Annotated in this window: 12 protein-coding genes; 9 read left to right on the forward strand and 3 right to left on the reverse strand. The window is 60.3% G+C overall.

All coding sequences use genetic code 11. The features are described from left to right. Positions 1 to 72: 72 nt before the first annotated feature. Genes betC through ACR0AC_RS10865 form a run of 6 tightly spaced genes read left to right on the forward strand, consistent with a single transcriptional unit; the run spans position 73 to position 6,454 of the window. Positions 73 to 1,620 (forward strand): choline-sulfatase, encoded by a 1,548-nt coding sequence (gene betC, locus ACR0AC_RS10840; protein ID WP_480873287.1) that lies wholly within the window; start codon positions 73 to 75, stop codon positions 1,618 to 1,620. Continuing rightward, positions 1,610 to 2,404, forward strand: a complete 795-nt coding sequence (locus tag ACR0AC_RS10845; protein WP_480873289.1) for an SDR family NAD(P)-dependent oxidoreductase — start codon at positions 1,610 to 1,612, stop codon at positions 2,402 to 2,404. Before betC ends, ACR0AC_RS10845 begins: the two co-directional genes overlap by 11 nt. 3 nt (positions 2,405 to 2,407) lie before the next feature. After that, positions 2,408 to 3,343, forward strand: a complete 936-nt coding sequence (kce, locus tag ACR0AC_RS10850; protein ID WP_480873291.1) for a 3,5-dioxohexanoate:acetyl-CoA acetone transferase — start codon at positions 2,408 to 2,410, stop codon at positions 3,341 to 3,343. Positions 3,344 to 3,355: 12 nt separating this feature from the next. Continuing rightward, positions 3,356 to 4,777: an aminobutyraldehyde dehydrogenase gene (locus tag ACR0AC_RS10855; RefSeq protein WP_480873293.1), complete on the forward strand. Its 1,422-nt coding sequence runs from the start codon at positions 3,356 to 3,358 to the stop codon at positions 4,775 to 4,777. Next, the gene (locus ACR0AC_RS10860; RefSeq protein WP_480873295.1) at positions 4,770 to 5,519 is read left to right on the forward strand and encodes an SDR family NAD(P)-dependent oxidoreductase; all 750 of its coding nucleotides are present in this window, start codon (positions 4,770 to 4,772) and stop codon (positions 5,517 to 5,519) included. The genes ACR0AC_RS10855 and ACR0AC_RS10860 overlap by 8 nt, the downstream gene beginning before the upstream one ends. Continuing rightward, positions 5,519 to 6,454: a 3-hydroxyacyl-CoA dehydrogenase NAD-binding domain-containing protein gene (locus ACR0AC_RS10865; protein WP_170622612.1), complete on the forward strand. Its 936-nt coding sequence runs from the start codon at positions 5,519 to 5,521 to the stop codon at positions 6,452 to 6,454. Before ACR0AC_RS10860 ends, ACR0AC_RS10865 begins: the two co-directional genes overlap by 1 nt. Positions 6,455 to 6,541: 87 nt before the next feature. Here ACR0AC_RS10865 and ACR0AC_RS10870 read toward each other — a convergent pair whose 3' ends face one another. Further along, positions 6,542 to 7,510: an ABC transporter substrate-binding protein gene (locus tag ACR0AC_RS10870; protein WP_170622611.1), complete on the reverse strand. Its 969-nt coding sequence runs from the start codon at positions 7,508 to 7,510 to the stop codon at positions 6,542 to 6,544. A 341-nt stretch (positions 7,511 to 7,851) separates the two neighbouring features. On the opposite strand from ACR0AC_RS10870, the gene ACR0AC_RS10875 reads away from it, so the two are divergent. The 3 genes from ACR0AC_RS10875 (at position 7,852) to ACR0AC_RS10885 (ending at position 12,128) form a co-directional block, all read left to right on the forward strand. Further along, complete coding sequence (locus ACR0AC_RS10875) at positions 7,852 to 9,870, forward strand: CocE/NonD family hydrolase (protein WP_480873298.1); 2,019 nt, start codon at positions 7,852 to 7,854, stop codon at positions 9,868 to 9,870. A gap of 159 nt (positions 9,871 to 10,029) precedes the next feature. After that, entirely contained in the window at positions 10,030 to 11,064 is a 1,035-nt protein-coding gene (locus tag ACR0AC_RS10880; protein ID WP_170630519.1) for an ABC transporter permease subunit, read from the forward strand. Between the two features lie 11 nt (positions 11,065 to 11,075). Then, positions 11,076 to 12,128, forward strand: coding sequence for a quaternary amine ABC transporter ATP-binding protein (locus tag ACR0AC_RS10885; RefSeq protein WP_480873299.1), 1,053 nt, complete (start codon positions 11,076 to 11,078; stop codon positions 12,126 to 12,128). An 81-nt stretch (positions 12,129 to 12,209) separates the two neighbouring features. Here ACR0AC_RS10885 and ACR0AC_RS10890 read toward each other — a convergent pair whose 3' ends face one another. Both ACR0AC_RS10890 and ACR0AC_RS10895 read right to left on the reverse strand, forming a co-directional pair. After that, complete coding sequence (locus tag ACR0AC_RS10890; protein ID WP_480873300.1) at positions 12,210 to 12,590, reverse strand: carboxymuconolactone decarboxylase family protein; 381 nt, start codon at positions 12,588 to 12,590, stop codon at positions 12,210 to 12,212. Beyond that, complete coding sequence (locus ACR0AC_RS10895) at positions 12,590 to 13,810, reverse strand: Coenzyme F420 hydrogenase/dehydrogenase, beta subunit C-terminal domain (protein ID WP_480873301.1); 1,221 nt, start codon at positions 13,808 to 13,810, stop codon at positions 12,590 to 12,592. Before ACR0AC_RS10895 ends, ACR0AC_RS10890 begins: the two co-directional genes overlap by 1 nt. Positions 13,811 to 13,812: the final 2 nt, after the last annotated feature.

Raw genomic sequence — 13,812 nt, forward strand, 5'->3', positions numbered from 1 at the left:
GCCGATGCGATACGAACCGCCCCCAACCCCCGCCTGACACAAGGGATCAGCGGCTTTTACGGGAGGGGCATCGTGCCAAATCAGCCAAACATCGTGATCATCATGGCAGACCAGCTGGCACCGCATTACTGTGGTGCCTACGGTCACAAGATTGCAAAAACTCCGCATATGGACGCACTTGCGGCACGGGGTATGCGGTTTGATGCGGCCTATTGCAACTCGCCGCTTTGTGCGCCCTCACGATTTGCCTTCATGTCGGGGCAGTTGATCAGCCGGATTGCCGCCTATGACAACGCATCCGAGTTCAAGGCAACAGTGCCGACCTTTGCGCATTACCTGAAATCGCTGGGCTATCGTACCTGTCTGTCGGGCAAGATGCACTTTGTCGGACCGGACCAGAAACATGGGTTCGAGGATCGTGTGACCACCGATATCTACCCCGCGGATTTCGCGTGGACGCCCGATTGGGAAGCGCCGGATGAGCGGATCGACAAGTGGTATCACAACATGCAGACGGTCAAGGAAAGCGGCGTTGCCGTCGCGACCTTTCAGACCGACTATGATGACGAGGTTGGCTTTGCCGCCCGCCGCTGGCTGATCGACCGGGGCCGGGATCGCGCCGCAGGCGATGATGCGCCCTTTGCCATGGTGGCCAGCTTCATCCATCCGCATGACCCTTACGTCGCCAAGCCCGAATTCTGGGACCTCTATTCCGACGATCAGATCGACATGCCTGACTTCGTGCTGTCGCCCGAGGAACAGGACCCGTTCTCGCGCCGGGTTATGGACGGGATCGAGGCCAGCTATGTCCCCCTGACCGAGGAAGAAATCCGCCGCGCCCGCCGCGCCTATCTGGCCAATGTCAGCTATTTCGACAGCAAGATCGGCGAGATGGTCAAAACGCTGGAAGACATGGGTGAGCTGGACAGCACGATCATCATCGTGACCGCAGACCATGGCGATATGCTGGGCGAACGCGGGCTGTGGTACAAGATGAACTTCTTTGAACCCTCGGCCCGGGTGCCACTGATCATGGCAGGCCCCGGCTTGGCACAGGGGGTTGCGGCCAATGCCTGCTCGCTGGTCGATATGCTACCCACATTGGTCGAGATCGCCGGTGGAGATGACACCATGTTTGGCGAACCGGTCGATGGCCGCAGCCTGATGCCTTTGGCGCGGGGCGAGGCCGATCCGGTGGACGAGGCCATTGGCGAATACTGCGCCGAGATGACGCCCTCTCCGGTCTTCATGATCCGACGGGGGCCTTTGAAATACATTCATTGCGACCCCGATCCGCCGCAGCTGTATGATCTGGCGAAAGACCCGTTGGAAAAGACCAACCTTGCGGCCGACCCGGCCTATCAGGTGCAGGCTCAGGCCTTCGCCGCCGAGGTCGCCGCGCGATGGGATAGCGTGCAATTGCGGGCTGACGTGATCGCGACGCAAAAGTCCCGCCGCGCGCTGCATGCCGCGATGGAGGCCGGGGCGGGCGAGCATTGGGATTACAACCCGCCCTCGGATGCCAGCCAGCAATATGTACGCAATCACATGGATTGGACGGTGGCCGCAGACCGCTACCGCTTTCCTCCGCTAAAAAAGGGCAAGATGGATGAAACTTGACAGCAAGGTCGCGCTTGTCACAGGCGGGCGCGGCGGCATCGGGCGCGCCATTGTCGCGCGGTTCCTGCGCGAAGGGGCCACGGTCTATGCCGCTGATCTGACGGCGCAGGGATCGCTGGACGCCCATGACGATGACGGCAGCCGGTTTGTGCTGATGAACGTGGCCGATGAAGATGCCGTAAAGGCCGCAATGGCGCAGGTTCACGCCGAATGCGGCAAACTGGACATTCTGGTCAACGCTGCCGGGATCGAGATCGAAAAGACCATCGAAGACACCACGCTGGAAGAGTGGAACCAATCCTTCGCGGTCAATTGCACCGGCACGTTTCTGACCTCAAAACACGCTCTGCCGTTGCTGCGGGCGGCGGCCACGTCCGGGACCAGCGCCTCGATCATCAATTTCGGCTCCTATGACGGGTTCATCGCCGATCCGGGGCTTGCCGCCTATTGCGCCACCAAGGGCGCGGTGCATGCCCTGACCCGCGCCATGGCCTGCGATCACGGCCCCGAAGGCATCCGCGTAAACGCGATCTGCCCCGGCTATATCGACACGCCGATGCTGCAAAGCTTTTTCACCGGAGACGGCTCGGGCGGCGGTGGCAAGACCATCGACCAGTTGCAACAGGCGGTGCGCGATGTGCACCCGATGCGCACCTATGGCACCCCCGAAGACATCGCCAATCTGGTGAACTGGCTGGCCAGTGATGAGGCACGCTATGCCTCGGGGCAGCTATGGGTTCTGGATGGCGGTTTGTCCGCGCAAGTGCAGCAGATGAGGTTGTAATCCATGGCAAAGCAGAAATCCGTCATCATCACCTGCGCCCCGACCGGTGGCATCCACACGCCCACCATGTCGGAACACCTGCCGATCACCCCGACCCAGATTGCAACGGCCAGTATCGAGGCTGCCGAGGCCGGGGCCTCGATCATCCACCTGCATGCGCGCGACCCAGACACTGGCAAGCCCGACCCGAACCCCGATCTGTTCATGGAGTTTCTGCCCCGCATCAAACAGGCCACCGACGCGGTGATGAACGTCTCGACCGGCGGCGGCCTGGGCATGACGCGCGAGGAACGTCTGCGCGCCGCCACCCGCGCCTCGCCCGAGATGGCCAGCATGAATATCGGCTCGATGAATTTCGGCATCTTCCCGATGAAAGACAAATACTCGAACTGGAAACACGCGTGGGAGCCCGAGTTTCTGGACATGACCCGCGATTTCATCTTTCGCAACACCTTCGCGGATATCGAATACTGCCTGAAAGAGCTGGGGCAGGGCCACGGCACACGGTTCGAGTTCGAATGCTACGATCTGGGCCACCTCTACAACCTGGCCTGGATCCGGGATCAGGGCTGGATCGACGGGCCGATCTTTGTGCAGATGGTGTTTGGCATTCTGGGCGGCGTCGGTGCTGATCTGGACAACCTGATGCATATGCACACCATCGCCAACAAGCTGTTCGGGGATGACTATGAATGGTCGGTTCTGGCCGCCGGGCGGCACCAGATACCCTTCACCACGCAAAGCGCTTTGCTGGGCGGCAATGTACGCGTGGGGATGGAGGACAGCCTTTATATCGGCCCCGGCGAAAAGGCAGTGTCCAGCGCGCAGCAGGTCAACAAAATCCGCAGCATCATAGAAAATCTCGGCCTTTCGGTCGCAACCCCGGCCGAGGCGCGTTCGCGACTGGGCCTGAAGGGTGGCGATCAGGTGGCGTTCTGAGGAGAGGTTACAATGCAGACAAAAATGCTGATCAACGGCGAACTGGTCGAAGGGCAGGGCGCTGCGATCCCGGTTCTGAACCCGGCAACCGGCGAAGAGATTTGTGCCATCAACGCCGCCACGCCCGAGCAAGCAGATGCAGCCGCCGCTGCCGCGCATGAGGCATTTGACACTTACGGTCAGACCAGCCCGGCAGAACGCTCGGAACTGCTGGCCAATATCGCGACTGCGCTGCAGGATCACGCCGAAGAACTGGCAGAACTGGAGAGCCTGGACGCGGGCAAACCATGGCCCTCGGCCTTAGACGATGAAATGCCGTTGACCTTGGACACGTTCAAGTTCTTCGCCGGGGCCGCGCGCACCATGGCCGGGGTGACGGCGGGCGAATATGTGGCAGGCCATACCAGCATGATCCGCAAGGACCCGGTAGGTCCGGTCGCAGCAATCGCACCGTGGAACTATCCGCTGATGATGGCCTCGTGGAAACTGGCCGCGCCTTTGGCAGCGGGGTGTCCGGTGACCCTGAAACCCTCGCAATTGACACCGCTTTCGACCTTACGCGCGGCGCAGTTGATTGCCGATGTCGCGCCCAAAGGCGTGGTGAACGTACTGCACGGATCAGGCCGCGAGATCGGCGACCGGATGATCAATGATCCACGGACCGAGGCGATCTCGATCACCGGCTCAACCGCAACCGGGTATGAGGCGATGAAAGCCGCGTCGCGCAAGATCCGCCATGTGCATCTGGAACTGGGCGGCAAAGCCCCGGTCATCGTGTTCGAGGATGCCGATATCGATGCGGTGGCCGAAACGGTGCGCTATGGTTCGTTTTTTAACGCCGGGCAGGATTGCGCACAGCCCTGCCGGTTGCTGGTCGCGGATGAGATTTATGACAAAGTAGTCGCCGCCGTCGCCGATCAGGTCGGGCAGATCAAGGTCGGCGCGCAAAAGGCCGAAGGGACCGAGATGGGTCCGATCATCTCAGCCGCACAGCGCGACACAGTCGCCGGGTTCGTGGACCGTGCCCGTGACACCTGTGAGGTTGTGACGGGCGGCAACATGATCGACGGTCCGGGCTTTTTCTATGAACCGACCGTTCTGGCCAACATCCCGCATGATGCCGAGGTGTTCTGTACCGAAATCTTCGGCCCCGTCGTGACCATCTCGCGGTTCAGTACCGAAGAAGAGGCCCTGAGGGTCGCCAATACCGGCCCCTTTGGGCTGGCTTCGTCGGTCTGGACCAACAATACGGGCCGCGCGATGCGGATGAGTGCGAAGCTGCGCTATGGGTTCACTTGGGTAAACACTCACGGCGTCGCGACGCCCGAGATGCCGTGGGCCGCGATGAAATCCTCGGGCACAGGCTGCGATATGAGTGTCTTTGCGCTGGATGCGTATACCGCAGTCAGACATGTGATGATCGCCCATGGATAAGCAAACGGCTCTTGTGACAGGCGGAAGCCGGGGCATCGGGCGCGCCATTGTCGATCAACTGGTCTCGGACGGGTTCAACGTCGTGACCTGCGGACGCGGCGCACGGCCCGAGGGTCTGCCCGAAGCGGTCATGTGGGTCACTGCGGACGTCTCCAAAACCGCCGATGCCACGCGGCTGTTCGACGCCGCCAAATCAGCCTTAGGCCCGGTTACCCTGTTGGTCAACAACGCAGGTGTGCAGGTCGAAAAGACCATAGCCGACAGTGACGATGCCGACTGGGATCTGGTGATGAACGTCAATTGCAAGGGCGTCTTCAACATGTGTCGCGCGGCGCTGCCGGATATGAGCGAGCATGGCGGCAACATCATCAATATCGGCTCGATCTCGGGCATGGTCGCGGACCCGTCCATGGCGCTGTATAACGCGTCCAAAGCATGGGTTCACGGGCTGACCCGATCCATCGCGGTGGATCACGGGCCCAAGGTGCGCTGCAATGCGATCCGGCCCGGCTGGATCATGACCGAGATGGCCGAGGATGGGTTCGCGTTGGCGCAAGACCCCGAGAAAGCCATGGCCGACGCGCTGGCCCGTCATCCGGTGGGCCGGTTCGGCCAACCGCAGGACGTTGCCAATATGGTGTCATGGCTGGCCTCTGAGAAAGCCGCCTATGTCAGCGGTGAATGTTTCACAGTGGATGGCGGCATGACGGCTGCCTCACCCCTCAATCCGGGATTGTTCTGATGGAATTTCAACACACTGCCTGTCTGGGTGGCGGCGTCATTGGTGCAAGTTGGGCCGCGCTGTTTCTGGCCTCGGGGCGGTCGGTAGCGCTGTTTGACCCGTCCCCGACGGTCGAGACATCCGTGCGTGAATACATCGAGATGGCCTGGCCCACCCTGACCGAGCTGGGCCTGACCAAAAACGGCAACCCGGATGCGATCCGGTTTCACCCAAGCGCCGCCGCCGCAGTTGAGGGCGCGGACTTCGTGCAGGAGAACGTGCCCGAGCGTATCAACATCAAGCACGCAACCTTTGCCGAGATCGAACCGGTGCTGAACCCGAACGCCATCGTGGCCAGTTCAGCCTCGGGCCTGACGCTGGGCCAGATGCAGGGCGGCTGGGCCAATCCCGCCCGCTTTGTGCTGGGTCACCCGTTCAACCCCCCGCATCTGATCCCGCTGGTCGAGGTGATGGGAAATGACCGAACCGATGCCAGCGCCGTGGACGGGGCCGAGCGGTTCTACGAAGCTGTCGGCAAGGTCACAATCCGGGTGAACAAGGAACGACCGGGCCATGTGGCCAATCGCCTGCAGGCGGCGATCTGGCGCGAAGCGATCAGCCTTGTGATGGATGGGGTCGCCTCGGTCGAGGATGTGGACAAGGCCGTTTGGGCCGGGCCGGGGCTGCGATGGGCGGCGATGGGGCCAACCATGCTGTTCAACCTCGGCGCGGGAGAGGGCGGTCTGCGCGCGTTTTGCGATCATTTCTCGGACACGTTCAATGGCTGGTGGGACGATCTGGGCCAGATCCATCTGGACGAATCCGTCGCCCAACACCTGATCGCGGGCGTCGGCGAGGCCGCGAAGGGCCAAAGCCCGGCGGAGTTGTCCGCCAAGCGGGACGCATTGATCCTTGCGATGCAAAAAGCCACAACGGGATTGCGCGATACAAGCTAAGAAAAAGCGCCGCTCAACACGCGGCGCTTTCTTTACTCTCACATCCCTCCGGACACTCAAGCAGCCGGAGGGATCTGACAAACTGGCTTACTGAAGCAGCGCCGACAGGTTGCCGCGCGCATCGTCGTTCAGCCATTCCGACCATGTGTCCTGATAGTTGGTCAGGAAGTAAACGGCGGCCTCGTCATAAGATGCGCCATTGTCATCCTGCCAGGCCAAAACCGTGCCCATCTGATCGTTCGAGAAAGACATCTTCTTGAGGAACTCAACTACGTCCGGCTCACGCTCCAGCAGGGACGGGGCCACGGCGGTCACAACCTTGGCGGTCGGATAGGCGGACAGCACCGGGTTTGCGCATTCCGGGTCACCGTTGCAGGTGTGTGCATCCTGATCGAAGGGTGCGGTTTCGACCTGAACCATCGGATACTTGCCAAGAACCGAAGTGGGTGCCCAGTAGTAACCGAACCAGGGCTCTTTCGCCGCATAGGCCGCCGCGATTGCGGTGGCCAGCGTTTCGCCGGACCCGTGCTGGAACCGCTCAATCCCGTTCTCGGTCATGTTGAGCGCTTTGAGGTTGTTGTTGTTCACCACATCACAGGCCCAACCCGACGGGCAGTCATGGAACCGGCCACCGACCAGTTCAGGATTGGCCAGAATACCTTCGACCGTTGTCAGTTCGGGGTGCTCTTCGGCCAGATAGGCTGGAATCCACCATGCCTCGACCCCGCCATCAGCCAGAACATTCGCCAGTTCGACAAGTTTGCCGTCGGCGCGCAGCTCTTCATATACCGGTGAAGAGTTGGTCCACAATTCGGTCAGGATGTCAGGCTCGCCGGTTTCCGCAATCGACGCCATCGCAGGCGTGGTCGAGGACGGAACCGCAGCAACCGTGCAGCCATATCCGTTCTCAAGCAGGAACTTGGCCACCGCAGTCACAACCGCGGACGAGGCCCAGTCCATTTCAGTGATCGAAACCTCACCGCAATCGGCCAGTGCCGTGGTTGCGCTGAACCCGGTCGCAAGAGCCGATGCAGCCAGTAGTGTCTTGAGTTTCATTGCTTTCTCCCTGTAGCAAGATTCGTTTTTATCATGCGCCATTATTATCGAGCGCTTCTGGCAATTGAACCGCTAGATTGCATCAATTGCCGTTCTGTCATTTTTCTCAGACAGTCGCCGAATTAACATAATCAGTCATATCGCTGTTCGCTGATCATACCGCCGACCCGATTGGTTTCCCCGTGGCGGGTCCTGCACGAGGGCAGTGGAATTCAAATTTGACATAAGTGCCCAAGCCAAAAATGCTGACCGACAGGAGGAATCATCATGGTGCACCGAAACCTGTCCGTGGGCTGGAAGCCACTGGAGTCTCAAACCGCAGCAGGAAGACGGGTGCCCGCATGAACATCGTTTCTGGTTTCCCCAATCCCATCCGCGAAATCTATCACACTGAAATCGCCATGTCCGATGGATGCAGATTGGGTGCACGGATCTGGATGCCCGAAAACGCCGAGGCGCAACCGGTCGCTGCGATCTTTGAATTTCAACCTTATCGCAAGAACGACATCATGGCCGAAAGGGACGTGACACTGTACCCGTATCTCGCGGGTCACGGATACGCCGTGGTGCGGGTTGACCTGCGCGGCAGCGGGGATTCCGAGGGCGTTTTGACCGATGAATACACACCGCAGGAGCTGCAGGACGGGTGCGAGGTAATTGCATGGATCGCCGCGCAGACCTGGTGTGACGGCAAGGTCGGCATCACCGGCAAGTCCTGGTCCGGGTTCAACGGGCTGCAAATCGCTGCGTTGCAACCTCCGGCCTTGAAGGCGGTGATGACGCTGTGTTCAACCGATGACCGCTATGCCGACGACATCCATTATTCCGGCGGCTGCGTGCTGGGTGAGCAACTGACCTGGTCCTCGACGATGTTCGGCAAGAACACTATGCCGCCGGACCCTGCAAATGTCGGTGATCGCTGGCGCGACATGTGGCTGGACCGGCTGCGCGGCTCGGGCCTTTGGCTGAAGACATGGATGCAGCACCAAACCCGCGATGACTATTGGAAACATGGCTCGGTGTGCGAGGATTTCTCGCGCATCCGCATTCCGGTCTTTGCAGTCTCGGGCTGGGCCGACGGCTATTATCCGGCGGTCTTTCGGATGATGGAACATCTGCAAGGGCCGCGCAAAGGGCTGATCGGACCATGGGCACATGTGATGCCAAACGCTGGCAATCCGGGGCCGCAAATCGGGTTCCTGCAAGAGGTTCTGCGCTGGTGGGATCATTGGCTGAAAGGCCGCGACACCGGCATCATGGCGGAACCGATGCTGCGGCTATTTCTGCAGCACAGCGCGGACCCGGCAGCGGCAATGGAACGTCGTGAAGGCCATTGGGTGGCCGAGGAAACTTGGCCATCGCCATCAATCGGGGCGAGCAATTGGTATTTCGATGAAAATGGGGGGCTTTCAGCGACCCCGCGCAGCGCGGGCAGGGTGCCTGTCAATTCGCCGGTCATGGTTGGCGGCAATGCCGGTTTCTGGTGCGCCTTTGCCAGCGACGGCGATTTACCCGGCGATCAACGGCGCGACGACGCCGTGTCGGTCTGTTTCGACAGCAATCGCCTGACCGAACCGTTTGAAATCGTCGGCCAACCGGTTCTGCGTCTGGCTTTCACTTCGGACAAGCCCGTGGCCCAGATCGCAGCGCGTCTGAATGAGGTGTTGCCCGATGGAACATCCTCTCGTGTGACCTATGCCGTTTTGAACGTGACCCATCGCAATAGTCACGAAAGCCCTGAACCTCTAGTACCGGGGCAGGACTATGAGATCGAAATCCCCTTACGCGCCATCGCACATCGATTCGGGGCAGGCAGCCGCATCAGGATCGCGCTTTCGACACAGTATTTCCCCCTGATCTGGCCCGCGCCGGAAGCCGCAACACTGGAGCTGAAGCTTGAAAACTGCCGCCTGACGCTGCCGGACAGGCAGCCAAACCCAATCGACGAAACGCTGCATGAGTATCCGCCGGCCGCGCAGGCCCCGGCACTGGAAACCGAAATGCTGGAAGCGGCCGAAGGCGGGCGTTGGGTGACCCATGATGTGGTCAACGGCGTCACAACCGTGGTTTCACAACACGCAACAGGCCGGTACCGGATCGTCGACAACAACCTTGAACTGAGCGTTCTGGGCCGGGAATCCTTCAGCGCATCGGACCATGACCCCGAAGGCGCTTTGGGCCAAACGACGTGGGTTTATGAGATGTCGCGCGGCGACTGGTCCATTCGCACGGAAACCGAGGTCAGTATGACGGCCCGCCTGACGGACTGGCAGATCAAGGCAAGCCTGCGCGCCTTTGAAGGTGACGAGCTTGTGCACGAAGACCATTGGGACGAAACCGTGCCCAGACACCTGAACTGACACAGATGCAGCACATTTGAGATTGATTTGCAAAGACGCCTCGCATCGCTGGTGAAACGCTGCTGCTCGGGCTAAGGTTTGCGCACAAATACAACAATAAAACTAGTCCAACACCGGGCGGCGTCCTCGCTGGCCTGACCCGGAACGCAGAGGGGTACAATGGCAACTTACGATTGGCTATTCAGCACGCTTGGCCTTACGGAATGGTGCAATGCCGGGAAGACCGGCGGCGAACAGCTTTCACTCACAGATCTCATGGCGCAGGTCAAAGGCAGCGAAGCCAAGACCCCCTGGTATGAAACGCCGTTTCCGTCGCTTGATGCGCTGCACGATGCCTGCCCGGCCATCGCCCAGACACGGGACATGACATCGGGGGTCGAGAATGGTTTTCTGGCAATCAAGGATGGTCTGAAATTCATTCTCGATCCGCTCACGCAACCGCTCAGCTGGATGCTGGACGGGTCGCTGTGGCTGTTTCTGGCAATCCCGTGGTTCATCCTGATCCCGCTGATCCTGATCGGGACACATCTGGCGGTGCGCAAGGCGTCGGTCACCATACTGGTTGCCGTGACCTTCCTGTTCATGGCCTTCATCGACCACTACACATTCGCCGTCCAGACCTTGTCGATCATCTTTGTCTGCACCTTCCTGTGCGTCCTTTTTGGCGTTCCGATCGGAATCCTTATGTCTAAATCGGACAAGACGCAGAAATCGGTCATCCCGATCCTGGATATGCTGCAAACCCTGCCCAGCTTTGTCTATCTGATCCCGCTGATCTTTTTGTTCAGCGTCACGGAATCCAAACTCTACGGTATTGCCATCATCCTTTATGCAATTGTGCCGATCATCCGCCTGACCGATCTGGGTATCCGTCTGGTCAACAAGGACGTGATCGAGGCGGCAGATGCGTTTGGCATGACCGCGCGCCAGAAGCTGTTCAAGGTCGAAATCCCGCTGGCCCTGCCCAACATTATGGCCGGTCTGAACCAGACGATCATGATGAGCCTGGCAATGGTTGTTATCGCCTCGCTGGTCTCGGCCCCCGGTCTGGGTGTTCTGGTCCTGCGCGGCATTCGCAACCTCGAACTTGGGGTTGGTCTGGTATCGGGCTTCTGCATCGTTCTGCTGGCGATCCTGCTGGACCGTGTGTCCAAGGCCGCCCTGTCGCGCGTCGACGAATCCACGCATCATTAAGGAGGCATGAAATGAGCAAGACCCCGATTGTCTCCATCAAAGGACTGTACAAAATCTTCGGCGCAAACCCGAAATCGGTGATGCCGCAGGTTCTGCAAGGCATGGACAAGGCCGAACTGCTTGAGAAACACCAGCACGTGCTGGGCCTGCGTGACATAAATGTCGACATGCAGGAAGGTGAGATCACCGTGATCATGGGCCTGTCCGGGTCCGGGAAATCGACCCTGATCCGGCACCTGAACCGCCTGATCGAACCCACGGCAGGCAGTATCGATGTGCGCGGCGAAGATGTGCTGAGCTATGGCGAACATCGCCTGCGCGATCTGCGGCGCAACGTGATGTCGATGGTGTTCCAGAAATTCGCGCTGTTGCCGCATCGCACTGTCGAGGAAAACGCTGCCATGGCCCGCGAAGTGCGCGGCGAAAGCCATGACGAACGTCTGGCAGAGGCCCGAAAGTGGCTGGCCCGCGTCGGTCTGGCCGGGTTCGAAAAGCGCTATCCGCACCAATTGTCGGGCGGTATGCAGCAGCGGGTGGGGATCGCCCGCGCCCTGGCCTCGGACAGCCCGATCATGTTGATGGACGAGGCGTTCTCGGCGCTCGATCCGTTGATCCGGACCGACATGCAGGACCTGTTGCTGGAACTGCAAAAAGACCTGCACAAGACCATCGTGTTCATCACTCATGATCTGGACGAAGCACTGAAACTGGCCGATCACCTTGTGATCCTGAAAGACGGTTACGTGGTCCAACAGGGTGAACCGCAGCATATCCTGCTGAACCCGAACGATCCGTATATCGAGGATTTCGTCAGCGACATTAACCGTGCCCGCGTTCTGCGCGTGCGGTCCGTCATGCACCCGATGAATGGCGAGACCGATTTCGCCGGGGTGGTCGATGTGGACGACAACCTTGAGCACCTGATCGGCCTGTCCGGCGGCGACACCTACAAGACCTACAAGGTACAATCCAACGGACAGGATGTGGGCGTTTTGGACATGAAGGATCTGGTGCGGGCACTGGTGCCTTCCGCCGCATCCGAAAGCGCATCACGCCGCATTTAGGGGCACAATCCCCGAAATCCGTGGCCGTTTTCCCGGCCACGGATGGTCACTCAGATGGCATGTTTGCCTTGTGGACAGGCGTCAGAGCAGACCACGCTCTTCCAGAACCTTGCGCGCGACGCGGAAGCATTCCAGTGACTGCGGCACGCCGCAATAGATGCCGATCACGTGAATGATCGCCTGAATCTCTTCCTTGGAGACCCCATTGTTCAGCGCGCCTTTGCAGTGAATCTCCCATTCATGCATCTTCCCAAGCGCGCCGATCATGGACAGGTTCATCATCGAGCGTGTCTTGGCGTCAATCGTGTCATCGCCCCAGCCAAAGCCCCAGCACCAGGCGGTCATCGCCTCTTGAAAGGGAAGCGTGAAATCATCGGCTGCGGCCAGGTTTTTTTCCACATACTCGGCCCCCAGCGTCGCCTTGCGCTGTTCCAGCCCTTTTTCGAACAGATCATTGTCCATTACGTGTCTCCTGTTTCAATCTTCGGAAGGCTTTCATAAAAGCGGCCCTCGCGCACGCGTCTGGCGGTTCCGGCCTCTTCGTCGGGGTCATGGGCGTCCAGAGCATCCAGTCGCAAACCGTCATGGGCGTAGACCGGGGCGCCAGCGTCTGTCATACCCCTCAACCGGGCTGCCAAAGCGTGTTTCTTGCGGACCTGATGGGGTTGGAAATCGTCGAACATGCGCGGGGTGATGGTCTGGCCAAAGTGCAGATCGCCTGCGGCGCAGGCCGCGCGATACAGATCCTCTCCGGCGGTCGTGCGGGTGATCACACCGTTGAACCCCTCATCCTCACCCACCGGTGCGCCACCAAGCCAGATATCAGCTGCGGCAATATCGGCAGCCTCGCCCAAGGCATCCGGGCAGAGCTTGCAGCGACTTTGGATACGCCAGCCGGATTCGTCCGCCCACATATCCAGATAGGTCTTTTCAAACACCTGCCCGTCGCCGGTTTCGATCCGCGTGGCACCGGGGTTTCCGTACCCACGATAGCGAAACAGGGTCACGTCCCGTTCCGACAGGTCATATTCATCCAGAACCGCCTGCGATTTGCCAAGGTCCGACGCCCCGCCACACACCATCACCAGCAGGGCAACCAGATTTCGGCGCAACCGCTCGTCTTCCTCTGCCCGCGCCCGCACGGCCCCTGCGTCGCAGGGTTTGGCTATGATGGCAAAGGGCGCGTCCCGGTCCAGCGCCGCACTCAGACCGGCCAGAGTGTCACTGGGTCCATATCGCGACCCCGCCCGCGCCACGACCTGCTCTGGCGTTTCGCTGATGCACCAACCGGTGCGCATCGGGTCATCCGGCAAGGCGGCGCAATGCAGGATGAATTTGGCCTGCCCGGATCGCAGCAGGTGAACACCAAGCGCCGTTAAAACTCCGCCAGTTGCCGCGCGATAGCGAATGTCCGGGTCTGCGGCCCAGGCTTCCTGCATGCTGTGATAGCCGCCCCAGATCTGATCCGTATGCGCCGAAGGTTCAGCATTCGGGCGCGCAACCGCGCCGGGACAGGCGCGCAGAATTTCAGCATCCGAGCCGGGCCCGATTTCCGCAGGGCGCAGCCGACCTTCGGCCGTATAGGCCATTTTCCAACGCGCGGGGGCCACAGCCTCGCACAACCCGCACCCGATACACAGACCGGCATTGACCACATCTTTCACGGAGTGCGGGTGTCGCATAC

This window comes from Ruegeria sp. H7 (assembly GCF_056532945.1).

Excerpts from the sequence above, each read along its gene's own strand:
- ACR0AC_RS10845 (WP_480873289.1), top strand. The coding sequence starts at position 1,610 with ATGAAACTTGACAGCAAGGTCGCGCTTGTCACAGGCGGGCGCGGCGGC.
- kce (WP_480873291.1), top strand. The coding sequence starts at position 2,408 with ATGGCAAAGCAGAAATCCGTCATCATCACCTGCGCCCCGACCGGTGGC.
- ACR0AC_RS10855 (WP_480873293.1), top strand. The coding sequence starts at position 3,356 with ATGCAGACAAAAATGCTGATCAACGGCGAACTGGTCGAAGGGCAGGGC.
- ACR0AC_RS10860 (WP_480873295.1), top strand. The coding sequence starts at position 4,770 with ATGGATAAGCAAACGGCTCTTGTGACAGGCGGAAGCCGGGGCATCGGG.
- ACR0AC_RS10865 (WP_170622612.1), top strand. The coding sequence starts at position 5,519 with ATGGAATTTCAACACACTGCCTGTCTGGGTGGCGGCGTCATTGGTGCA.
- ACR0AC_RS10870 (WP_170622611.1), bottom strand. The coding sequence starts at position 7,510 with ATGAAACTCAAGACACTACTGGCTGCATCGGCTCTTGCGACCGGGTTC.
- ACR0AC_RS10875 (WP_480873298.1), top strand. The coding sequence starts at position 7,852 with ATGAACATCGTTTCTGGTTTCCCCAATCCCATCCGCGAAATCTATCAC.
- ACR0AC_RS10880 (WP_170630519.1), top strand. The coding sequence starts at position 10,030 with ATGGCAACTTACGATTGGCTATTCAGCACGCTTGGCCTTACGGAATGG.
- ACR0AC_RS10885 (WP_480873299.1), top strand. The coding sequence starts at position 11,076 with ATGAGCAAGACCCCGATTGTCTCCATCAAAGGACTGTACAAAATCTTC.
- ACR0AC_RS10890 (WP_480873300.1), bottom strand. The coding sequence starts at position 12,590 with ATGGACAATGATCTGTTCGAAAAAGGGCTGGAACAGCGCAAGGCGACG.
- ACR0AC_RS10895 (WP_480873301.1), bottom strand. The coding sequence starts at position 13,810 with ATGCGACACCCGCACTCCGTGAAAGATGTGGTCAATGCCGGTCTGTGT.